The 22,376-nt window shown below is 51.4% G+C and carries 18 protein-coding genes and 1 other RNA gene; 11 read left to right on the top strand and 8 right to left on the bottom strand.

From position 1 onward, the window contains the following. Positions 1-118: 118 nt before the first annotated feature. Positions 119-1,198 (bottom strand): phage shock protein operon transcriptional activator, encoded by a 1,080-nt coding sequence (gene pspF / locus ACWAU4_RS13765; protein WP_107005384.1) that lies wholly within the window; start codon positions 1,196-1,198, stop codon positions 119-121. A gap of 179 nt (positions 1,199-1,377) precedes the next feature. Between pspF and pspA the strand changes: the two genes are divergently transcribed. From pspA to ACWAU4_RS13735, 6 genes are all read left to right on the top strand, one after another. Beyond that, entirely contained in the window at positions 1,378-2,061 is a 684-nt protein-coding gene (gene pspA / locus ACWAU4_RS13760; protein WP_025887146.1) for a phage shock protein PspA, read from the top strand. A gap of 20 nt (positions 2,062-2,081) precedes the next feature. Then, complete coding sequence (gene pspB / locus ACWAU4_RS13755) at positions 2,082-2,315, top strand: envelope stress response membrane protein PspB (protein ID WP_025011223.1); 234 nt, start codon at positions 2,082-2,084, stop codon at positions 2,313-2,315. After that, positions 2,308-2,697 carry an envelope stress response membrane protein PspC gene (gene pspC / locus ACWAU4_RS13750; protein WP_025887147.1) on the top strand — a complete coding sequence of 130 codons (390 nt, stop codon included), beginning with the start codon at positions 2,308-2,310 and terminating at the stop codon, positions 2,695-2,697. The genes pspB and pspC overlap by 8 nt, the downstream gene beginning before the upstream one ends. A 54-nt stretch (positions 2,698-2,751) precedes the next feature. Continuing rightward, entirely contained in the window at positions 2,752-4,188 is a 1,437-nt protein-coding gene (locus ACWAU4_RS13745) for a YcjX family GTP-binding protein (protein WP_093983127.1), read from the top strand. Positions 4,189-4,191: 3 nt separating this feature from the next. Beyond that, positions 4,192-5,325 (top strand): TIGR01620 family protein, encoded by a 1,134-nt coding sequence (locus tag ACWAU4_RS13740; RefSeq protein WP_107005385.1) that lies wholly within the window; start codon positions 4,192-4,194, stop codon positions 5,323-5,325. Between the two features lie 129 nt (positions 5,326-5,454). Then, entirely contained in the window at positions 5,455-6,648 is a 1,194-nt protein-coding gene (locus ACWAU4_RS13735) for a trans-sulfuration enzyme family protein (protein ID WP_208124873.1), read from the top strand. Positions 6,649-6,696: 48 nt separating this feature from the next. Here the strand turns inward: ACWAU4_RS13735 and ACWAU4_RS13730 are convergent, their stop codons facing one another. After that, positions 6,697-8,091 (bottom strand): DASS family sodium-coupled anion symporter, encoded by a 1,395-nt coding sequence (locus tag ACWAU4_RS13730; RefSeq protein WP_025887150.1) that lies wholly within the window; start codon positions 8,089-8,091, stop codon positions 6,697-6,699. A 376-nt stretch (positions 8,092-8,467) separates the two neighbouring features. On the opposite strand from ACWAU4_RS13730, the gene ACWAU4_RS13725 reads away from it, so the two are divergent. Then, a complete protein-coding gene (locus ACWAU4_RS13725; protein ID WP_045282673.1) occupies positions 8,468-8,776 on the top strand; it encodes a ComEA family DNA-binding protein in 309 nt (102 codons plus the stop codon). Positions 8,777-8,921: 145 nt separating this feature from the next. Next, positions 8,922-9,018, top strand: an RNA gene (ffs, locus tag ACWAU4_RS13720) — signal recognition particle sRNA small type. Between the two features lie 363 nt (positions 9,019-9,381). Here ffs and ACWAU4_RS13715 read toward each other — a convergent pair. The 6 genes from ACWAU4_RS13715 to dinG all read right to left on the bottom strand — a co-directional run bounded on the left by ACWAU4_RS13715 (position 9,382) and on the right by dinG (position 14,878). Beyond that, complete coding sequence (locus ACWAU4_RS13715) at positions 9,382-9,672, bottom strand: late competence development ComFB family protein (RefSeq protein WP_093982738.1); 291 nt, start codon at positions 9,670-9,672, stop codon at positions 9,382-9,384. A gap of 62 nt (positions 9,673-9,734) precedes the next feature. Beyond that, positions 9,735-10,640 carry a histone deacetylase family protein gene (locus ACWAU4_RS13710; RefSeq protein ID WP_208124872.1) on the bottom strand — a complete coding sequence of 302 codons (906 nt, stop codon included), beginning with the start codon at positions 10,638-10,640 and terminating at the stop codon, positions 9,735-9,737. A 3-nt stretch (positions 10,641-10,643) separates the two neighbouring features. Next, positions 10,644-11,342 carry a DUF2057 domain-containing protein gene (locus ACWAU4_RS13705; protein ID WP_025011231.1) on the bottom strand — a complete coding sequence of 233 codons (699 nt, stop codon included), beginning with the start codon at positions 11,340-11,342 and terminating at the stop codon, positions 10,644-10,646. A 9-nt stretch (positions 11,343-11,351) separates the two neighbouring features. Next, positions 11,352-12,014 (bottom strand): primosomal replication protein, encoded by a 663-nt coding sequence (locus tag ACWAU4_RS13700; RefSeq protein WP_025011232.1) that lies wholly within the window; start codon positions 12,012-12,014, stop codon positions 11,352-11,354. Further along, positions 12,011-12,784, bottom strand: coding sequence for a TSUP family transporter (locus ACWAU4_RS13695; RefSeq protein ID WP_025011233.1), 774 nt, complete (start codon positions 12,782-12,784; stop codon positions 12,011-12,013). The genes ACWAU4_RS13700 and ACWAU4_RS13695 overlap by 4 nt, the downstream gene beginning before the upstream one ends. 21 nt (positions 12,785-12,805) lie before the next feature. Beyond that, positions 12,806-14,878, bottom strand: a complete 2,073-nt coding sequence (gene dinG / locus ACWAU4_RS13690; RefSeq protein ID WP_208124871.1) for an ATP-dependent DNA helicase DinG — start codon at positions 14,876-14,878, stop codon at positions 12,806-12,808. An 86-nt stretch (positions 14,879-14,964) separates the two neighbouring features. Here dinG and ACWAU4_RS13685 point away from each other — a divergent pair, with 86 nt between their 5' ends. The 3 genes from ACWAU4_RS13685 to ACWAU4_RS13675 all read left to right on the top strand — a co-directional run bounded on the left by ACWAU4_RS13685 (position 14,965) and on the right by ACWAU4_RS13675 (position 21,922). Continuing rightward, a complete protein-coding gene (locus ACWAU4_RS13685; RefSeq protein WP_208124870.1) occupies positions 14,965-17,334 on the top strand; it encodes a DNA polymerase II in 2,370 nt (789 codons plus the stop codon). Positions 17,335-17,549: 215 nt separating this feature from the next. Continuing rightward, positions 17,550-18,749 (top strand): porin, encoded by a 1,200-nt coding sequence (locus ACWAU4_RS13680; protein ID WP_096142244.1) that lies wholly within the window; start codon positions 17,550-17,552, stop codon positions 18,747-18,749. 419 nt (positions 18,750-19,168) lie between these two features. Further along, positions 19,169-21,922 (top strand): TonB-dependent receptor, encoded by a 2,754-nt coding sequence (locus ACWAU4_RS13675; protein WP_107352925.1) that lies wholly within the window; start codon positions 19,169-19,171, stop codon positions 21,920-21,922. Positions 21,923-22,376: the final 454 nt, after the last annotated feature.

Genomic DNA, 22,376 nt, shown 5'->3' with positions numbered 1-22,376 from the left:
CGCCATTGCATCAGAGTCTCGCCCGGGGCGTAACGTCAGCAGATTCATTGCAAAATCGTTAGTTATTCAGATGTTGACCGAACATTTTAGCAGTGCAGCCGTTACCTGGGCAATCGGCTTATGCCTTATCGAGCAAATTGTATTTTTTCAGTATGCCCCTGAGCTGATGGTAGCTAAGTCCCAGTAGCTCTGCGGTTTTCTTTTGATTGAACTGGGTGGCACTGAACGCACGTTGAATAAGGTCGGTCTCGAAGTCCTCACAGCACTGTTTGAAGTCCACCGGGAACTGTATCTGGTTTGCCGAAGGTTCTGGGCTATCGTTTGTCGGTGCGGCGGCACTGCCGGCAAGGACTTCATTGCCAACTTCAGCGGTCGCCAGCTGGCGACTATGGGTCTTGACCCGCTTGGTGGGCCGGTAGGGCGAGGCAAAAGGGTCGAGCACTATGTTCTCAATCGGTTCTGGGTTATTACCATGGCGATAGACGCTGCGCTCTATGGCGTTTTTCAGCTCCCGAATATTACCCGGCCAGCTGTGATCCATCATGGTCGCCACGGCTTCGGTGGCAAAACCGGTAAACAGCTCCAGTTTGAGCTGACGCGCCATGCCCACGGCAAAGTATTCAGCCAATGGCAAAATATCTTCCCGGCGGCAGCGCAGCGGCGGCAGGGTGATAACATCGAACGCCAAACGGTCGAGCAGATCGGCTCGAAACTCGCCGGCTTCTGCCAGACTGGGTAAGTCTTCATTGGCGGCGCAGATTAGGCGTACATCGGCATTGAGGGTCTTGCTGCCGCCCACCCTTTCATATTCACCATATTCTATGACCCGCAGCAGCTTCTCCTGAATGAGGCCGGACGTATTGGCCAGCTCATCGAGAAACAGGGTGCCGCCGTCGGCGCGCTCGAAGCGGCCTTCATGACGCCCCTTGGCGCCGGTAAATGCGCCGGACTCATGGCCAAACAGTTCACTTTCCAGTAGATTTTCACTCAAAGAGGAACAATTGAGTTTGATAAAACTCTGATCCCAGCGTTGGGAAAGATAGTGCAGACGCTCGGCGATCAGCTCTTTACCCGTCCCCCGTTCACCTATGATAAGCACGGGTTTGGACAGCGGCGCGATTTGGGAAACGTGCTCCAACACCTCCAACAAGGCATTGGATTGACCGATAAGATTGTCTTGCTGATAGGGATTGGCCACGATAATAGTTAGTCTTTAACGCTAATAATTGGTGAAAATCATAATATGCGGGTAGGTTAAATAAATAAAGAGAAAGTTAAAATTTATATTAAACTATTGATTTCAAATGGCGTTTAAAAGTTGGCACGGGATCTGTATTACAAGAACCGAGACCCACAATAAATGTAGAGGACAGGATTATGGGAATTTTCACACGTTTTGCCGACATCATTAATGCCAACATCAGTGCCTTGCTGGACAAGGCGGAAGATCCGGAAAAAATGGTGCGCCTGATCATTCAGGAAATGGAAGATACCCTGGTTGAAGTGCGTTCTACTTCGGCTAAAGTATTGGCAGAGAAGAAAGAGTTGCTCCGCCGTATTGGCAAAGTGCAGCTTCAGGTGCAGGATTGGCAGGAAAAGGCTGAGCTGGCACTGACCAAAGACAGGGAAGACCTGGCCAAGGCCGCGTTGGTTGAAAAGCAAAAAGCCGCTACCCTGGCGCAGACTCTGGAGCAAGAGCTCGAGGTAGTTGAAGAGCATATTGCCCGCCTGAAAGAGGAAGTGGGTCAACTGCAGGAAAAGCTGGCCGATGCCAAGGCACGCCAGAAGACTATCATAATGCGCAAGCAAACCGCTTCTTCACGCCTGGAAGTGAAAAAGCAGCTGGATTCCAGCAAAATCGACAACGCCATGCTCAAGTTTGAGCAGTATGAGCGTCGCATCGAAGGGCTGGAAGCTGAAGTTGAGTCCTATGATCTGGGTGGCAAAAAGTCCAGTCTGGAAGAGGAATTTGCGGCACTCAAGGCCGAAGACTCTGTCAGCGCCGAGCTGGAAGCCTTGAAGGCCAAGGTGAAAGGCGATAGCGCCAAAACCAAAAAATAATTCAGACTCAGAGGTGATTTATGGATATGGACTTACTGCTGGCACCCCTGATTATCTTCATGATCTTTGTGGCGCCAATCTGGTTGATTCTGCATTACCGCAGTAAACGTCAGGTGAGCCAGGGGCTTACCGAAGCAGAGTTCAAACAGCTTAACGACTTGATAGACACAGCTGACAAGATGGGCCAAAGGATTGAAACGCTGGAAGCCATCCTGGATGCCGAGTCCCCGGAATGGAGGCAACGTCATGACTGAATCAGGCAAGCGTACTCTTTACCGCATTCCCCAGCAAAGGAAGATAGCCGGGGTCTGTGCCGGGGTAGCCGAGTACTTTAATCTGGAACCTTGGTTGGTTCGGGTGGTGGCAGCTTCCATCTTCCTGCTCGGTGGCTCAGGCATAGTGGTTATCATCTATCTGCTGCTGTGGATGATACTGGATGTCAAACCTTGGACAGCCAAAGACACCCATAAGGACATTGGGGTCAAGAAAAAGGTCTGGCAAGCCGGGGAGCCCGCCAAACAGGCGCTCAGAGATGTAAGCAATCGCTTTCAATCACTGGAGCATAGGCTCCGGGCACTCGAACAACATGTCACCTCTGAGCAGTTCGAGTTGAAAAGACAGATCAATAACCTATAAATCCTTGTTCAAGGGGCGGTGCTTACCGCCCCGTTTGTTTGTATCAGGAGAATTATGGCAAGCGTCAGGCAAAAGTTCGGCAAACTCAAACACAAAACCCGCGAGTTGGCACAACGCACCACAGACAGGCATCTTAGGTTGGCGGTTACCGGCCTTTCCGGCGCAGGCAAGACGGCCTTCATTACCGCGCTGGTGGATCGACTGCTGCGCGCCGGCACTGAGGCTGATGGCAGTGGCTTACCCCTATTTCAGGTGTGCCGCGACGGACGTTTACTCGGGGTCAGGCGGGAGCTGCAGCCTGATTTGACCATAGCCAGTTTTGACTTTGATGCTGCAATTGCCAGCTTGACCGCAGCCAAGCCCAGTTGGCCGGCGTCGACCCGCAGTATCAGTGAGCTGCGGCTGACGCTCAAATATGTGCCTACCAAAGGGATGCTGGCAAAATTGGCCGACAGCGCCAAACTGCATCTCGACATAGTTGATTATCCCGGGGAGTGGTTGCTGGACTTGCCCATGTTGAGCCAGGACTTTAACCGCTGGTCCGAAACCCGCTTTGCCCGGCAATCAACCCTGGAATCCTCGCCTCTCTATCCTAAGTTTGCTGCGGCGCTGGCGACGCTGGATTTGTACGCCGATGCCGACGATCAGGCGCTGGCCGCCATTGCCGAAAGTTATCGGTTATTGCTGCTGGATCTGGTGCAACAACAGGGGTTTTATCAAGCCCAGCCGGGGCGAATGTTGCTTCCCGGAGAGCTGGCCGGTACGCCAATTTTGGCTTTTTTCCCCCTGTTACCCGAGCAACTCCAAGATAAGCAGCAACTGGCATCGGCCGGACGTCGCAGCAATTATCAGGTGCTCAGGCACAGATATCTGCAATATCTGGCCAAAGTGGTCAAGCCCTTCTATCAGGAGTATTTTGCCGGTTTCGACCGTCAGTTAATTCTGGTGGATTGTTTCAGCGCCCTTAATCGTGGCAAGGCGCAGTTTGAAGATATGGCCGAAGCACTCAATGCCATTTGTGCCAGCTTCCAGTATGGCCAGTCCAGTCTGTTGCGACGTTTGTTTGCCCCCCGAATAGATACTCTGCTGTTTGCCGCCAGTAAAGTCGATCAGGTGACCCGGGATCAGCAGGGCAATGTGTTGTCACTGCTCAGTGCCATGTTGGCGCCCAGTCGGCAACAGGCCGGATTTGCCGGCAGTCGGGTGGAAACCATGGCCATCAGCGCCATCAAAGCGACCCGTCACGGTATGGTCAAAGATGCCGATGGCGTGGAGGTGGAAGTGGTTTGTGGCCGACGCATGAGCGATGGCCAGAAGGTGACCCTGTATCCGGGCGAGGTGCCCAGAGCCTTGCCTGAGCAAGCGTTTTGGCAAAGGCAGGGATTTCATTTCTGTGAGTTTGCGCCGCCCGACAGCCAACCGGAACTAGGCTATGAACATATCCGGCTCGATCATCTGCTGGAGTTTCTTTTGGGCGACAAGTTGAGGTAAGTCGTGGCAAAACACAGTTCAGAAAAGCATGTTGATAATGCTGCCGGCAACGGCAGTCACGCTGATGAAGCGCAACCCACAGAGTTGGCGCCGCAGAGAATTTTCAGTCATCAGCCGGAATCCGCCGCCGAATTGGCCGCGGCCAAGGATTTCCAAGGCGATGACTTTGTTGAATACCCCACAGAAGCCGAACTGGAACAAGTGCTGAGTGCACAGCCCAAGGCAGATGAACTCATCTCCCTCAAGCCCAAACGCTGGTCCTGGTTGGCGCGCTTGGCTCTGTTGGGCGTGATGGCGGCGGTCGTGGTGCAGACACTGCTCGGTCTTGTCGATGCCTGGCGCGACAGCCCTTGGCTGTTTGGTTTTTACAGCCTGGTGCTCGCTTTGGTGCTGGCCTGGGTAGGCAAGCTTTGTTTCGGGGAATGGCGCAAACTCAAACGCCTGCGCCAGGTGGAAGATACCCAGCAAACCGGGCAACGCCTGCTCGGCAGTATGCAGATGGGCGAAGCGCGCGACTTTATCTATGGTATTTGCAAGCAGATGCCCAAGGGGCCAGAGCAGGACAGGCTGCAGACGCTGCTGAATCCGGAGCAGAATGATGCCGAGCAGTTGCAGCTGTTTGATCAGGTAGTGCTGACCGAGCGCGACAAGGTTGGTATGAAGCTGGTGCGCCGTTATGCGGCCGAATCGGCCCTATTGCTGGCGGCCAGCCCGCTGGCGGTCCTGGATATGGCGCTGATCCTCTGGCGTAATCAGAAGATGATCCAGGATATCGCTCGCTGTTATGGGGTAGAGCTGGGTTATTGGAGCCGTATTCGGCTGATCCGCGGGATCCTGGTCAATATTCTCTATGCCGGCACCACAGAGCTTGCCACCGACTTGGGTACCCAATTGCTGTCGGCAGAGATGTCCGGCAAGCTTTCGGCGCGGCTTGGTCAGGGGCTGGGGGGCGGTTTGTTGACGGCGAGACTTGGCTATCAGGCGATGGCGCTTTGTCGGCCGCTGGCATTTTCCAGTGCCAGCAAGCCCAAACTGTCGCGGATCCACAAAGAACTCCTGTTGGAGCTGAAGGATTTTTCCGCCTCAGTGCTGGCCAGAAAAACCGAACGTAACAAAGATTTTACAACCAAGGAGTAATGATTTTTGCTTGCCGATTTGGGCAAGTCTTGCTGACTCAGTATGTTGGTGCCAGGACAACTGAATCATCCCGGGCGATAAGCCGAATAACAATATAAGGGATGGTCGGACTGACATGGGGAGTTAAGCATGCAACACAAGCAGCCAAAAGCACTGCATTCAGCCACACTGGCTATTCATGGCGGCCACTCTGGCGAGCCTTCCGGGGCACTGGTATCGCCTTTATATCAGAGTGCCACCTTCTGTTTTGATACCGCCCAAAGCGGTGGTCGCCGCTTTGCCGGTGAAGAAGAGGGTTATATCTATACCCGCTTGGGTAACCCGACGGTTGCCGAGCTTGAGCGGCGTCTGGCGCTGCTTGAAGGCGCTGAAGCCGCTGCTGCTGCCGCGTCCGGCATGGGCGCTGTATCGGCGGCCTTGCTGGCATACTTGAGCTGTGGCGACCATCTGCTGGCTTCCTCAGCCGTCTATGGTTGCACTTTTTCATTGATGACAGAGCAGTTTGCCCGCTTCGGTATTGAGGTTTCTCTGGTGGATTTTGCCGATCTCGCGGCCGTCGAGGCGGCTATTCGCCCCAACACTCGGGTGATTTTCTGCGAAACCCCGGTGAACCCGCATCTGGCCGTGTATGATCTCCGCGCCATAGCCGCTATCGCCAAGCGCCATCAACTGACCAGCATAGTGGACAACACCTTTATGACGCCGCTGCTGCAGCAGCCACTGCAGTTGGGAATCGATCTTGTGGTTCACAGCGCCACCAAGTATCTCAATGGTCATGGCGATGTTATTGCCGGTATCATCTGTGGCTCACAAGCGGCGATAACGGCCATCAAGCAACAACAGCTAAAAGATATTGGCGCCGTGCTATCACCTTTCGATGCCTGGTTGATTTTGCGAGGCCTGAAAACCCTCTCGGTACGACTCGAACGTCATTGCGATAACGCCGAGCGCCTGGCGCAGTATCTCGAATCCCATCAAGCCGTGGCCAAGGTACATTATCCCGGGTTGGTTTCCCATCCGGGCCATCAGTTTATCGGCTCGCAGATGCGCAGGGCCGGTGGGGTGTTGGCGTTTGAGCTGAAGGCCGATTTGGAGCAGTCCATGGCCTTTGTCAATCGACTGGGATTGTTCAAAATTGCCGTGAGTCTGGGGGATTGTGAGTCGCTTATTCAGCACCCGGCATCCATGACCCATTCACCCTATACCCAAGAGGCGCGTCTTAAAGCCGGCATAGGCGACAGCCTGCTGCGAATATCGGCCGGGCTTGAAGATGTGGATGACCTGATAGCCGATCTGGAGCAGGCATTGACAGTGATCAGTTAAAAGAGACAAGGCGAGCATGGCTCGCCTTGTTTTTCGGGCTTAAGAGAATCAAATGCCCCAGAAGGTGTGGGCTATGATATAGAGCACCAACATACTGATGAAGTTGATGATAATACCGGCACGCATCATTTCAGACTGCTTTATGTAGCCTGAGCCGTAGACTATGGCGTTGGGTGGCGTGGCCACCGGCAGCATAAAGGCGCAGGATGCCGAAATACCTATGAGCACCGACAACATTACGGGCGATAGCCCCAATGCTTCGGCGATAGCGGCAAACACAGGTACCAGCAAGGCGGCACTGGCGGTGTTACTGGCAAATTCGGTCAGCATTACCACAAAGAAAATGACCGCAAACACGAACAGCGACATATGGGTACTGCCGAAGATGTCTGTCATCCAGTGGGCCAGAAAGACGCTGGTACCAGTGGCTTTCAGTACGGCACTCAGGGTCAGACCGCCGCCGAACAGTATCAGCACACCCCAGTCGGTGGTTTTTTCTATTTTTTTCCAACCAACCAAGCCAAGACCTGCCAGCAAAACCACTGCAGAAAGAGCGACTATGGTGTCAAACTGGCTGATACCGCCAAGGGCGGCCGATAGAGGCTGACTGAAGATCCAGCAGCAAACTGTGGCCAGGAAAATAAGCAGAGTCAGTTTTCCCTGGAAACTCAGTTTTTGATCTTCGATATCCAGTTTACATTCCACCGACAAGTCCGGTTTGAAATACAGATACAGGGCGATAAGCATTGTTGGCAACATCAAAGCCACGGTCAAGAGGCCAAACTCCAGCCAGTCGCTGAAGCTCAAGCCGGCCTGGGCAGCGGCGATGGCGTTTGGCGGACTACCTACCAGAGTGCCTATGCCACCAATGTTGGCCGAATAAGCGATACCCAGCAGCATAAAGACATAGGTGTTGTGCTGACTCTCTTTATCCAGTTGCTGCAAGATCCCCAGTGCCAGAGGCAACATCATGGCCGCGGTGGCCGTGTTGCTGATCCACATTGACAGCAATGCGGTTACCCCAAACAACATCATACAGGCGATGCTGAGTTTACCTTTGGAAGCCAGCAGCACCTTTTGGGCGATAAGGGTATCGATTTTTTGATGGTGCAGGGCAGCAGCCAATACAAAGCCACCAAAAAACAAATAGATAATTGGATTGGCAAAGTTGCTCATGGCAGCTTTGGTTTCAAACACACCGAAAAATACCGCCAGAACCGGAATGAGTATCGCCGTGATACTCAGGTGAATGGCTTCAGTAAGCCAGAGCACAGCGGCAAATACCAAGATAGACAGACCGGTATTTACCCCGGGTTCAAAAGGTAAAAAGCTGTGCAATAGAAAAAGCAGCAGGATATCTGCAGCCAAGATCAACATGTTACGTTGTTGGGTACTCTTCTCTGTCTGCGAAGGGGGTAAGCTTTCCGTTTGTTCTAAAGACATTCTCAACTTCCTCGTCTTGTTTTTATGGCAAGCAATTTAGGGCATAGCTCACATTTGGCAAAGGGCTTTCTTGGGTAAGTTAACTACCATGCCCACTACATTTGCGTGAGGAATCTATCACGAAAATGGCAAATGTGAGAGATGTATCACTCTAAATTGATCGCCTTTGAGCGTTTTTTTGTTTCAAACGGTTAACTAAGGAGCACAGCCTTTATATTGCTGAAAGAGAATGAAAGTTTAAAACGGTGATATTGGTCACATTAACTTGTTGTACTAATGTCTAGTTGCAATAATTTGGCAATATTCGTGCGCTGGTCTACATTTCTTTAAGGCCAAGGAAAGGGATACCGGCCTTAACAAATGACAGGAGTCTTATATGAAAACACCATTCTATGCTTTGCTACTTGCAGCCACCCTGAGTTCTCCCCTATACGCAGGAGAGCCCACTAAAGACAAAACCCCACAAACGCCGCAAGCCGGCCAAGCGCAGGTTCATAAAATCAACATTAATACCGCTTCGGAATCTGAGCTGCAGTTACTGAAAGGGATAGGTGAGGCCAAGGCCAAAGCGATTGTTGAATATCGCAGCAGCCAAGGCAAATTCAAATCCATTGATGAGTTGACCCAAGTCACGGGTATCGGTGCCAAACTGGTTGAGCAGAATAAACATCTGTTGGTACTTTGAAGGGCAGAGATAAACACAAGTTTTTGTTTATCTTATGTTCACTTGAATGCCGCAGAGGGCAAACCTTAGTAATTTCCCTTGATCCCGGCGGGGCCATGATGGATAATCCCCGGCGTTGCAGCAAGGCTGCAAATCTGTGGTGACCCCAGGGTCCCCCCGCAATGATAACTTGTGAACCCGGCCAGGCCCGGAAGGGAGCAACCGTAGCAAGTGACTCATGTGCCGGGGTGTGGCTCTGGGGGAACCTCCAATTCCAAACCTTTTCAAATGGTTAGTGCTGAAAGTACCTAAGGGGTCCACAAGGTGGTCCACTTTGAGTCTAGCTAAAGCCGATTTCCACCCCTATCTCTGTTACTCCTGACAAGATATTTGATTCGCCAGAAGCGCGGCCCCTCTATAGCGAAGAAGCACCAATGGCTACCATTAACACTTTTGTTTGGTATAAACAGCTGGCTACATGGACTGCGATGGCTTGGCTACCACCTCATTAACGGCCAAAACAAGACAGCCAAGAAGTAAAAGAATAGCAGCAGGGCGGTGACTTTATTTCCGCAGGTGAGGCTTAAACACAGAGTTATCCGTGTTTCTTGATAACTGGGCCTGTGCTACCCCTGCGCTTGCTGATCGGTTTCCAGTTTCGGGGGCAGTTTGGATTTCAAAAACGCCCGTGATTTCTCTAATGCCTGGTAGATTTCGTTGCGCATTCTATCTTGCTCTTGATAGTCACCGTAGAAATAGGTGTCTACCAGATGGTGAATGTAGCGCACTGGTAGTTGATTGAGCGTGATACAAGCCAGATCGGCCACATAGTCGACCGGCAGCTCGTCCATTAATCCCTCTTCGGCGAGGATTTCCATTAACATCACTTCGTAGTAGTTGCGGATCTCTAACTGCATAGGTGACGCTCCCCAAAGTTTTGCTGCATTACGCTTGGTTTATAGCATTTGGTTTGTAGCCTTTAGCGATATAGCATAGCAGCGGCATGAAATAACTGACTGTGTCTGAGTGTTAATTGTAGAGGGTCTTTGCAGTATCCGCCTCCCGTGACACAGGCTATTGGTATTGCAGCGTCTCTGGCATGACGCAATACGCTCATATCCCGCCGGAATATGCCCTCAAGGCTGAGCTGCAGCAAGCCGAGTTCATCTTCAGTATGTACATCGACTTCGGCGTCATAAAGAATGAGATCCGGTCTATGAGTCAAGATCAGCAATGGCAGTATCTGCTCAAGCGTTGAGAGGTACTCGTCATCACCAGCGTCTTTTTCAAGCTCGATATCATAGTGAGAGTCTGATTTACGGGCGGGGAAGTTTTGCCGGCAGTGTATTGAGCAACTGATGATGTGCGCATCGCCGACTGTCATGGTGGCTGTACCATCGCCTTGATGGACATCGCAGTCGATAATCAGAACCTTGTCCGCCAGTCCTTGGTTTATCATGCGTCTGGCACTATAGACCAGATCGTTGAAAATACAGTAACCGCTGCCAAAGTCCTGGTGAGCGTGATGGTAACCGCCGCTGATATGCAGCGCTATGCCGTGCTCGATCGCTTTTCGCGCCGCAAGCTCGGTACCCGCGACTGAGTGCAGTGTCCGCGTCAGTAGATGTTCGCTCCAGGGAAAACCTATGCGGCGCATCGCCTTGGGATCCAGTCGATTGTGAATAAACCCGGCAACATATTGAGGGCAATGCACAGAAGCGAGGGCAGTTTGGTTTGCAGGCTTTGGAGAACAGAGGCTGAATTGCCCGGAAAATGGAGTTTGGCACAGGTACTCAAACAGGCGTTGATATTTGCTTATGGGAAATCTGTGCCGGGATGGTAACGCCAGCCTGGAATAGCTGGCGTGATATACCAAAGGGATCATCTATCAGAGCTGTTTGATGGCCCAGCTCATGAACTCTTTGCGAGTCGCTTCATCGGCCTGTAACCACCAGTACTGCAGCATTTGCTGAGCGTGGGCGGCACTGTCACCATTTTGGCCGGCAGCCTGAGGAGCATTGCTTGGCATTGTCATGGCGCTGACGGGTGATGGTTTGGATACAGGTGCTACCGGTTGACTGGCTGCCATGTTGCCTGCGGTTACGGCAGCGGCAGCGGTTTCAACATCAGGGCCATTGTTGCCGCTGAACAGTTGCGACAGGAACGAGGTTTCTTTCAGCTGAGTCAGTTCCACCTGGTAGTTGACCTGGCCCTTATCGGCGCGGGTAATGACGACCTGAGGGGTTTTGGCAAACTCTTTGGGCTTCTTGACGTAGTCACCATCGGCAGGCTTGAGGATGTACTCGTTGTCGCCTTCGGCTTTCAGGGTCAGAATGAAAGGAGAAGACTTAACGAAGCTCTGACTGTCGGAAAACTCGTCATCGATCATGTCATGATAACGAATGGCAATCTTGTGGACACCTTCGGACAGTGCCAGCTCAGATTTGTGGTTGAAGTTGCTGGTTTCAATTTCCTTGCCATCCAGTGCCAGATACTCAAAAGACATAGGGATGGTCAGATTGGCCGCAAATACCGAGGAAGTGCTGAGCAGGGCCAGTAGGGCCGAGGCGGTCAAGCGTAGTTTCATTGTTGCTCCTTAACGATTGTAACTCTGATGCGGACGTTCAAATGCCTGAATGCGATCTTCAATATAGCTGATCGCCTGCCTGCACTTACCGAGGCGGCGATGCATCAAAAGGATGTCATTCTGGACGGGGATTTTGTCAGTACTATGACAGTTTTCAAGCTTTGATTGCAATTGTTCAATCTTTTGTTCTATTTTTTTGGCCCAGTTCAGATGTTTGTTCAGCTCTTCGTACAATTGATGGCTGTTTTGCATAACACCTGCGGCTATCCAGCCAAAACCACTTTCCTGATGCCGGCGGCCCTGACGTTGTTGGTAGCTTTGCCGTTTACTGGCCTGCTGCAGCTTCTGGATCCTGGCGTTGAGACCTGTGGTTCCCAAGGCCCGTTTCAGGGCGACAAACCTGTCCTGAATGCGTTCGCAGCTTAAGGCGATAGTGTGTTGGGCCAACTGATGACGTAACTGTTTTTCCAGCTGATCTATGCTCTTGTGCAGCTGTTCCACACAGGGATAGAGCTGGGCACCATGCTGAATAAACAGTTCGCTGTTGAAGCGTTCTGTATCCTGCAGCAGTTTGCGCTGCGCCGGTGGCAAAGAGGCATCATGCTGCAGCACTTCCTGCTCCAACTGCCTGAGTTGTTCCCGCAGGCGTTGTACCAGTTGGTTGGTGTTCAAAACCAGGCACTCCAGGCTAGATTGGCGGCGATAAGCACCACGATAGCAATAAAGAGTGGCCTGATAAACGGCATTCCAAAGCGGATAGCCGAGTGGGCGCCGATATAAGAACCCAGCATCATACACAAGCCCATCACCACACCGACCAAAAGGTGCACCTTACCTAGCAGCAGGAAAATCATCAATGCCGTGATATTGCTGACAAAAGTCATCGCTCTGGCCAAGGCACTGCTGTGCAGGAAGGGCAGGCGGTAAAGCGCGGTCGAGCTGACTGCCCAAAAGGCGCCAATGCCTGGGCCGGCAAAGCCGTCATAGGCGCCAAGCCCCAGCCCCTGAAGTATCTGTTTATGTTTCGCCGGCGTTTCGGTGACGGGTTTACACTGGCTGCAGCCCATGGCTCCGGGTGAAAACAGCGAATAGAGCGCGATGGCGATAATAAGCAATGGCAGAATTTTTTCCAGCCAACGGGTATCGATGAGATAAACGGCAATGCTGCCGATAACGGCGCCTACGGCGGTGGCAATAAAGGCGAACAGCCAGAACTTTGGCGTCAGCAACTGCTTGCGGTAGTAGGTAAATGCCGCCATGGATGAGCCGAAGCAGGCCGCCAGTTTATTGGTCCCCAGCGCCAGATGAGGCGGCATGCCCACGGTCAGTAAGGCGGGAATGGACAGCAGGCCGCCGCCACCGACTACGGCATCAATAAATCCGGCCAGCAGGCCGACTGCGGCCAATATGGCCCAGCTGCTGGGTTCGAGCAGAATATCCACTTTACATCCTGATTGAGCGCATCATTCGATAACGCGGCGGTAAGGCGGCAGGGCATCGAGCAGCGACGACCCGTATCTTTTGGTTACCAAACGCCTGTCCAATATGGTTATTCGGCCATAGTCCTGCTCTTTTCGCAACAGGCGGCCGCAACTCTGGATGAGTTTCCGTGACGCATCCGGAATAGTCAATTGTAAAAACGGGTTACCGCCTTTCATTTTGACATATTCTGCATGGGCCTGCTCTACCGGCGAGGTTGGCACGGCAAACGGCAGCTTGGTCACTATTAAGTTGGTCAGGTAGTCGCCGGGAAGGTCGAGACCCTCGGAAAAACTGCCGGTACCAAAGATAATGCTGGGCTCGCCCTTGTCACATTTCTGCTTATGCTGCTCGAGCAAGTGTTGGCGTGGGGCACTGCCCTGGATGAGCGGTTCGGATACCAGCTTGTTGCGCAGTAGATCGGCCACCTTTTCCATCTGCCAGTAGGAGGCAAACAGCACCAGAGTGGCCATTTCCCCCTCCACCAACTGCTTTATCTGGCTGGCAAGTTCTTCTGTGTAGGCGTCTTCGGTTGGCTCGGTGCGCATTTTCGGCAGGTAAAGAGTGGCGTTGTTTTCAAAATCGAAAGGAGATTGCAGCGCCAGGTAGCGACTGCCATCATTGAGTGACAGGCCAACCTGATAGGCAAAATGCTCAAAGCGGTTCAGCGCTCTGAGGGTGGCGCTACATAGCACGACGCCGGCGGCTTTTTCCCACAACATATGTTCCAGCATATAGCCGACTTCGATTGGCGATGCACTGAAAAGGTAGTCCTGCTGCTTGCCGCTGAGGGCTTCAATCCAGCGGGCGGTGGGGGCACCTTTGGGACTGTCCTCCTTGGCCATCATTTTCCAGAGCTTTTGCAGGTTTTCCAGGCGCTGCATCATAAAGCCGGTTTCACTCAAGAGGGCTTCCGCCTGATGCCTTGGTAATTCACCATCCTTGACACTTTCGCTGAGGATAGCCTGCATCTTGTTGAATTGCTTGAGGGCATCGTTGGAGGCCGTGGCCAGGTTTTCAGCCTGAATCAACAGGGTGTCCGGCAGCTTGCCATGTTCGAACCGCAGGCGGTTTTCCGGGTTGGCAAAGAGTTTGGGTTGGGTATCACAGTAGTGGGCAACCTGATTCAGCAGACCGGTTAATTCTTCGATGCGATCCAGCATCGCCTGCGCCGGGGCGATGATATTGTTGCTCTTTATTTGGTTTTGCAGTTTGGCCGTGGTCTTGCTGACTTTCTCCAGCCAATCACAGGCGCCCCTGAGCGTGGCCTGGGCGCTGGAGAAATCCCTGGCCACATTCGGCAGGTGATGGGCTTCGTCGATAACGTAATAGACTTCTTCCGGATCCGGCAGAATCACACCGCCACCCAGCTCAAGGTCGGCCAGTAACAAACTATGGTTGGCAATAAGCACATCCCAGGTGTCAATATCTTCGCGGGCCTTGTGGAAGGGGCAGTGGCTGTGACTGGCCAGTTGGCGATGACAGCTGTGTTTGTCACAGGCTATCTGCTGCCACAGGTGGTCCGGCAGCGGTGTCTTGAGGGTATCGAGCTCACCATTCCAGCGGCCATCCTGATAGTCTTTGAGCAGCGCCTGCAACTGCTCAACCTGTGAGGTATCCGGCTTGGTCTGCCACATGGCCATCTGGCTGCCGTTGCCATCACCGACCAACATCTCAAGCTTGGCCAGGCACACGTAACGCTGACGCCCTTTGACCAGACCGAAGCGGAAGTTGAGTTTGGAGTGTTGCAGAAAAAACGGCAGATCTTTATGCAGCAACTGTTCCTGCAGCGCCACTGTCGCTGTGGCAATACAGACTTTTTTCTTGCTGGCCAGCGCCAGGGGAATGGTTCCCAGAATATAGGCCAGGGATTTACCTATACCTGTTCCCGCTTCAATCACCATGATGCGCCGCTGCTTGTCGTATTCACCGGCAAGTGTCTTGGAGATCTCCGCCACCATATAATTCTGTTCCCGGCGGGAACGGAAGTTGGGCAGTGCAGAGGCAATGTCCTTGTAGATCTCACGGATCTGGGTCTTTACATGGGCTGCTAGCATGAGACTCGGTTCTGGAAAATTATCCTGTATATATTACCAGTAATTTCTTATGCTAATAAACCTCTAAAACGCGATTGTCCCGACTCATGCCCCAAAACACGCCGCAAACCCTTAAGGGTCGTATTCTTACCCGTCATCTGGCTCAGAGAGACGAGGGGCTATGCCTGCAGTACTATTTGGCCACCGAGTTGGGGCCTGTGTTGGTTGAGGTGCCGGGGCAGGAACAAGTTTGCTTTGCCAAAGAGCAGGATGCGGCGGTTTTATGCCAGGGTTTAAGCCAGGTGAGGGCCCAGCCGCTGGCGCTGAGAAACTTCGCCGAAGAGAAGGTTGCAGCGCTTTACAGTCGCAGTCGGCAACAGATGCGGTTGCTGCAAAAGCAGGCCCAGGATCAGGGGATGCCTTTGTATGAAGCCGATCTTAAACCCCAGCAGCGTTTCTTGATTGAGCGCTTTATTGCGCTCGATGCCGAGTTTTACGGTTATTTCAGCGAGGAAAGCGGTGCGCTGAAGCGGTTTGTTGCCAGTCGCGCCAGGAAAGCCTCGCTCAACAATATAGGTCTGGCTGTTATTTCCCTCGATCTTGAATGCAGCATGCAGGGTGAACTCTATTCCGCCGGACTCTACGGTCGTGACCGCGATGGAGAGCTGTTTCAGCGCGTGTACATGATAGGCCAAGCCCAGGACGGGCCTGTCTATATCCACTGGGTCAGGGATGAAGCAGCCCTGTTGCAGGCTTTGGTTGACTGGTTCAGTCTCTGGGATCCGGACATCATCATAGGTTGGTCGGTTGTCAATTTTGACCTGGCACTGCTGAGCCGACGATACGCCCATCATGGTATTGAAGCACGGCTTGGGCGCGCAGGCGTGCCCATGTCCTGGTTGGTGGAAGGCAAGTATCGACCGGAAACCCTCTCCTTGCCCGGGAGAGTGGTGCTGGACGGTATAGACTGGCTCAAGGCCGCCTTCTATCAGTTTGAGCGCTATTCGCTCGAGTTCGTCTCCCGCGCACTCTTGAGTGAGGGCAAGGCGATAGATAAAGTTGAAGATCGCGGTCAGGAGATAAGCCACCTCTTTCAAGAGGATAAATTGGCATTGGCCCACTACAATCTGACCGATTGCCGTCTGGTACTGGATATTTTCGATAAAACCGATCTATTGAATTTTGCTTTGGCCCGGGCGCAGCTGACCGGGTTGGAGTTTGGCCGGGTAGGGGCTTCGGTGGCGGCGTTCAATCACCTCTACCTGCCACACTTGCACCGGGCCGGATTTGTGGCGCCGGCAGCACCGGCCAGTGATGGTCTGGAGAGTCCCGGCGGCTATGTGATGGACTCCATTCCGGGCCTTTACCGGGACATTCTGGTGCTGGACTTCAAGAGTCTATACCCTTCGATTATCCGTACTTTTTTAATCGACCCCATGGGGCTGGTGCAGGGCATGGGTGAACCCGAGGTTGAGACGGTTCCCGGCTTTCTCGGTGCCAGATTCAGTCGCAAACAACCTATCTTGCCAACGCTTATCGCCAAGTTGGCCCAAGAGCGGGAAAGCGCCAAGGCTCAAGCCAATGTCCCCCTGTCTCAGGCAATCAAGATCATCATGAATTCGCTTTATGGGGTACTGGGCTCTCGGGGCTGTGTGTTCCACGATGCCCGATTGGCAAGCTCAATTACCATGCGCGGCCATGAAATCATGCAGCAGACCAAACGTTGGATTGAGGACGAAGGCATGAGTGTCATCTATGGCGACACTGATTCGACATTTGTTTGGCTGGGACAGCAGCATGATATAACAGATCCGCAAGCCTTCGGCAGGGATTTGGCTGCCAGGATAACCGCCAAGTGGCAACAGCATTTGGCGGAGCATTTTCAGTTGCAGAGTCATCTGGAACTTGAGTTTGAGCGCCATTATGAACAGTTTCTGATGCCCACCCTCAGAGATTCGGAAGAAGGCTCCAAAAAGCGCTATGTCGGTGCCAGCCGCAATAGTCAAGGTCAGTTGGATATCATCTTCAAAGGCATGGAACAGGTTCGCAGCGATTGGAGTCCCCTGGCCAGACGAGTGCAGTACGAGCTGTACCGGCGTATGTTCAATGGCTTGGATGTAGTGGGCTTTTTGGCCACAGAAATAGAAGCGCTCAAACGCGGCGACTATGATAGTGAGCTTGTTTTCTCCAAGCGGCTAAGGCGTAAGTTGGATGCCTATCAGGCCAAGGCATCACCCCATGTCAAGGCCGCAAGACAACTGTTGGAGCAGACCGGCGACCCTCGTTATGGCCGTTTGGGCACCCGGATTGATTACCTGGTAACAATCAATGGCCCCGAAGCTGTTTCCCTCAGGCGTTCTGCCATTGATTATGACTACTACATCGAAAGACAGATCAAGCCGATAGCCGATCCAATACTTTCCATAATGAAAGAAAATTTCACATCAATCAGCACAGGACAAATGAGTTTAATCTGACGCTTAATTTGTTTCAAAAAGTTAATAAAGTTAATAAATGGTTTTATTGCTGGGTTTTATCGGTTCTTGTGGTTTTTTTTAAGGTAAAACTAATAAAAAATGTGATTTTTGTCTTTGCCGCTTTACTGACCTTTTGCTAATCTTCGCCACCCTTGGAAGGAAATAAAACAACGGAATGGGGTAGGCAGACTGAAAACACTTAAGGTTAACAGCAAATGAACAAGACTCTCATCGCATCCGTCCTGGCAGGACTCTTGGCCGTTCCATCGGTTCAAGCTATTGAAATCTACAAAGATCAAAAAAATGCAGTCTCTATCGGCGGTTTCGTTGATGCCCGAGTAATCAATACTCAGGGTGAAACGGAAGTCGTCAATGGTGCTTCCAGGATCAATTTTGGCTTTGAACGTGAGCTGACCCACGGCTGGAATGCGTTTGTGATGCTTGAATGGGGTGTTAACCCATTCGGTAACAGCGATATTGTCTATAGCAGCAAGTTTGAATCAGTCCAGGATGATTTCTTCTACAATCGTCTTGGTTATGCGGGACTTTCTCACGACAAGTACGGCACCCTGACCATAGGTAAACAGTGGGGCGCCTGGTATGACGTGGTGTACAACACCAACTATGGCTTTGTGTGGGATGGTAACGCTGCCGGTGTCTATACCTATAACAAGGATGATGGCGCCATCAATGGTACCGGTCGTGGTGACAAGACGGTTCAGTATCGCAACAGCTTTGGCGATTTCAGTTTTGCCATCCAGACTCAGTTGAAGCACGATGACTTCCTGATGGATGAAAGTTCAGGTACCAACCCGTTCCCGCCAAGGGATCATGCGCCTGTTACCGGCACTGCTGCAACTGCCGGAACCGCCACCAAGGTGGAATTCAACAACACCTATGGCATTGCCTTGACCTATGCGGTCAGCAAAGATCTCAGCCTGATGGCTGGCTATAACTATGGTGAGTTTGAAGCGACCCGCGCAGATGGCAGTACTTTCTCCGAGTCTGACTATATCTATGGTGCAGGTATTACTTGGGGTGGTTGGGATAATCAAGGTTTGTATGCCGCTGCCAACGTCAACAAGAACGAGTTCCACGATACAGATAATCTGGGGCGTTTGCTCCCTGAATCTTATGGTGTTGAAACTCTGGTTTCGTACCGCTTTGACAATGATATTCGTACCTTTGTCTCATACAACTTACTGAACGCCGGCGATGCTTACGAGCAGGCTTATGGTGGTGATGTGTTCAAGCGTCAGTTTGTGGTTATGGGTGTTCACTATATATGGGATGCCAATACCGTATTGTATGTTGAAGGCCGTAAAGACTTCTCTGATTTCAAGGGCGCCGAAGAGGCTGCTATGGAATTGTCTGAAGATGATGGCATTGCAATAGGTATTCGCTATACCCTCTGATTACAGATTAAGCTGTTCAAAAAAGCGCCGAAAGGCGCTTTTTTATTGGAAAAACACAAGTGCTCACACTCCTTTCCAGAAAGAGGTATGTAACACATGTGTTACGTTTTTGGTGGGAAAAGGCATCGCGACAAACTCCCCTTACTTCAGGCTGTTACAAGTTATAACACTACCCCAAATACCTAATACCGCTGTGATAGCCGTTATATTCAAGCTCAGTGAAATAATACCTTCTCTCTTTTGTTGTTAATTTTATATGCAATATTAACGTTTCAAATGTTGATAAAATGTTTGTTATGTGATTTTATTTGCGTGAAATTGTTGCTGGTTAACTTATGTCTACCTGCAAACAACTAAAGGATCCGGGCAAAGCATTCGGATCCGTTACCAAGACACAAGATGTCGAAAGGGAGATAAGTATGTATAAGAATAATTCGTTAACCAACGCAGTGCGTCTGGCATTGGTTGGTGGTGTTGCAGCGACTGCTTTTAGCGCTCCAACCGTTTTGGCGGCCGAAGAAGGTGCTGACAATGTAGAGCGTATTCAGGTTACAGGCTCTCGCATCAAGCGCACCGATATGGAAACAGCAAGCCCTGTTAGCGTGATCGATGCTTCATCTATCATAGCGTCAGGTGCCGTTAACATTGATGACGTTCTACAGAAAATGACCTCTGCCGGTGGCGCCATGACCAACGCCGGTATCAACAACGGCTCAGGCGGTAACTCTCGTATCAACCTGCGTGGTTTGGGTGACAACCGTACTCTGGTTCTGGTGAATGGTCGTCGTATGATTGCATCCGGTACCGGTGCAGCTTCTTCTGTTGACCTTAACACTATCCCAGTTTCCATGATCCAGCGTGTCGAAGTACTGAAAGATGGTGCTTCTGCCATTTATGGTACCGATGCGATTGCCGGTGTGGTTAACATCATTCTGAAAAGAGATTTCGACGGTTTTGAAATCAACGTTCAGACCGGTATTTCCGGAGAAGGCGATGCCGACGAGTCCAGCATCGACATGACTCTGGGTAACACCTTCGAGAAAGGTAATATCGTCGTTAATGCTCAGTACACCAAGCGCGGTGATGCCAGCCAGGCAGATCGCGATTTCTCCAACTGTCCGATTGCAGAGACAGGTCCAAAAGGGGACCGTAGCCTGTACTGTGGCGGTAGTAGCTACTCTCAAGGCGGCCATGTCTGGGGTGACAACAACTTTGGTATTGTGGGCTCAGGTCCAGATGGTGCTTATGCCATAGGTGACAAGGGCTACTATGGTGAATATGTTGATAACGGTGAAGGCAAGCCAAAGTTCCAGTACTTTGATGGCATGTCTGAGGCCGATCTGAGTGGCCTGGGTGGTACCTACCACGAGTTCGGTGATGCTGACAGATACAACTACGCCAAGGACAGCTATCTGTCGACGCCAATGGAGCGTTTGAACCTGTCCATGGCCGGTACTTATGAACTGACCGAATCTATTCGCTTCTTCACCGAAGCCATGTACTCCAAGCGTTGGTCCAATCAGCAGATGGCGCCTCAGCCAATCTGGAACGGTGATGCCTGGGTTTACAATCCAAAATCAGCCGGCGGCTGGATGACTGATGACCTGTTGCCTTGGGTTCAGCCAGGTGAAGAACTGGCTTATGGTCGTCGTATGGTTGAGTCCGGTACCCGTGACTTTGACCAGGTAGTAGACACCATACGTATCGTTGTTGGCCTGGAAGGTGAGTTTGAAAACGGCTGGACCTGGGATGCTTCTTATAACAAAGGTAAGAACGACTCAACCGATACTCTGGCTAACCTGCACAACTTAGGTTCTATCAACGCTGCGGTACTCGAAGGCACTTTCGATCCTTTCCTGCAATCTTCATGGGAAGGTGAGAGCATCAAGCCATACATCTATACCGAAGTGAACAGCGGTGGCAGTGAGTTGGATGTGATTGCAGCGACTCTGTCCGGCGATCTGTTTGAAATGCCTGCCGGTATGATGGGCTTTGCAGCGGGTTATGAGCACCGTAAAGAAGCGGCTCATTATACTCCGGATTCCCTGACTTCTCAGGGGCTGGCAAACGATCCTCGTGTTGAGCCAACTGCCGGTGATTTCAGCGTTAACGAATTCTACGCAGAATTGGCAATCCCACTGCTGAGCGAGCTGCCTTTGGCACAACAAGTGGATCTGAGTGCCGCTATGCGTTACTTCGACTACAGCACTTTCGGTGATGATACTACCTGGAAACTGGGTCTGACTTGGCGTGTATATGATGACCTGATGATCCGCGGTGGTATGTCTACAGCCTTCCGTGCACCAACTGTATATGAACTGTACGGTGGTAAGTCACCATCGTTCGAACAGATAGTTCACCCTGCCACCGATCAGGACCAGGCTGAAGTGACTGTTGGTGGTAACGAAATGCTGACCCCTGAAGAAGCTGATATCACTACTCTGGGTCTGGTGTATTCACCAAGCTTTGTAGAAGGTCTGTCTCTGACCGTCGATTACTATGACATCGAGATCTCCAACACTATTACTTCAGTTGACAACAACTATGTTGCCAACCAGTGTCTGGATGCCGGTGGCAACAAGATCAACACAGGCACTGCGCTGTGTCAGTCTTCCAACATCGAAATCGACAATAGTGGTCGTATCAAGTTCGACAACGGTCTGCAGAACATAGGTGCTACCAATACCTCAGGTTACGATATCAACGTTGCCTACGTATTCAATGCCTTCGGTCTGGACTGGAAAGCCGGCTGGGACAGCTCTATCCTGAGCGAGTATGAAGAGTTTGACCCGGATGGTAATGCGGTTGACTATCGTGGTTACATCACAGGTGGTGTGGGTGCTTATGCCAAATTCAAGAGCAACCTGAATATCACTGCAGCCGGTGATGACTGGACTGTCACTTATGAAGCCCGCTATATAGATGGTATGGATTCATTTGCTTGTAAGAACGACGATGGCAGCTGCTACGCGCCTTCAGTTGACAGCGTGGTTTACCATGACCTGTCGGGTTCTTACGATATCACCGACCGCATCCGCGTATCCGGTGGTGTCAACAACCTGTTCGACAAAGAGCCTCCATACTACACAGGTAACAACGACTCGAATACCGACCCTTATACCTATGATATGTTGGGCCGCTACTTCTTCGTTCGTGCCAGCATGAAGTTCTAATGGCAGATTTCATCTTTGGATGAATTAAGTCAGCTTCATTGAATGAAACCCCGGGATACCTTCCGGGGTTTTTACTTTTTAAACTCTCTATATAAGTAAGACATAGTCGCAAATTGACAAAACACTATTGCGTAACAACTGAAGTCGACCCGGGCTGCCAATTGATTTCATGGCAAGAGAGCAGGGGAGACGGCTTTGTGGTTAAACCGCTTTCCCAAGGACAGTAATCACTTGGAAAAAGTGTATTGCCATCGCTCGACAGAATTGAATTCTTTCAAGATTGATAAAACATAACGCACCGACTTATGCTTTTTAATTATATATAAATCATAAGGTTAAATATTAGCTAGTGCTGTTTTTACCGTTATTCACCGTTCAAGAAGATGGCTGACAATTGATCACTAAATGTAAAAAAAAGCCATTGATGATTAATCACACAGTTAGCCTTAGTTTC

The organism is Shewanella sp. FeAMO (genome assembly GCF_053653955.1).
The sequence above is the reverse complement of the archived record's forward strand: the minus strand, read 5'-3'. Positions and strand labels throughout refer to the sequence as shown.

What these genes read in the sequence shown, in the direction of transcription:
- ACWAU4_RS13745 (WP_093983127.1), top strand. Translation starts at nt 2,752, where the DNA reads ATGGCAAGCGTCAGGCAAAAGTTCGGCAAACTCAAACACAAAACCCGC.
- pspA (WP_025887146.1), top strand. Translation starts at nt 1,378, where the DNA reads ATGGGAATTTTCACACGTTTTGCCGACATCATTAATGCCAACATCAGT.
- pspB (WP_025011223.1), top strand. Translation starts at nt 2,082, where the DNA reads ATGGATATGGACTTACTGCTGGCACCCCTGATTATCTTCATGATCTTT.
- dinG (WP_208124871.1), bottom strand. Translation starts at nt 14,878, where the DNA reads ATGCTAGCAGCCCATGTAAAGACCCAGATCCGTGAGATCTACAAGGAC.
- ACWAU4_RS13730 (WP_025887150.1), bottom strand. Translation starts at nt 8,091, where the DNA reads ATGTCTTTAGAACAAACGGAAAGCTTACCCCCTTCGCAGACAGAGAAG.
- ACWAU4_RS13710 (WP_208124872.1), bottom strand. Translation starts at nt 10,640, where the DNA reads ATGATCCCTTTGGTATATCACGCCAGCTATTCCAGGCTGGCGTTACCA.
- ACWAU4_RS13715 (WP_093982738.1), bottom strand. Translation starts at nt 9,672, where the DNA reads ATGCAGTTAGAGATCCGCAACTACTACGAAGTGATGTTAATGGAAATC.
- ACWAU4_RS13685 (WP_208124870.1), top strand. Translation starts at nt 14,965, where the DNA reads ATGCCCCAAAACACGCCGCAAACCCTTAAGGGTCGTATTCTTACCCGT.
- ACWAU4_RS13675 (WP_107352925.1), top strand. Translation starts at nt 19,169, where the DNA reads ATGTATAAGAATAATTCGTTAACCAACGCAGTGCGTCTGGCATTGGTT.
- ACWAU4_RS13735 (WP_208124873.1), top strand. Translation starts at nt 5,455, where the DNA reads ATGCAACACAAGCAGCCAAAAGCACTGCATTCAGCCACACTGGCTATT.
- ACWAU4_RS13725 (WP_045282673.1), top strand. Translation starts at nt 8,468, where the DNA reads ATGAAAACACCATTCTATGCTTTGCTACTTGCAGCCACCCTGAGTTCT.
- pspC (WP_025887147.1), top strand. Translation starts at nt 2,308, where the DNA reads ATGACTGAATCAGGCAAGCGTACTCTTTACCGCATTCCCCAGCAAAGG.
- ACWAU4_RS13705 (WP_025011231.1), bottom strand. Translation starts at nt 11,342, where the DNA reads ATGAAACTACGCTTGACCGCCTCGGCCCTACTGGCCCTGCTCAGCACT.
- ACWAU4_RS13680 (WP_096142244.1), top strand. Translation starts at nt 17,550, where the DNA reads ATGAACAAGACTCTCATCGCATCCGTCCTGGCAGGACTCTTGGCCGTT.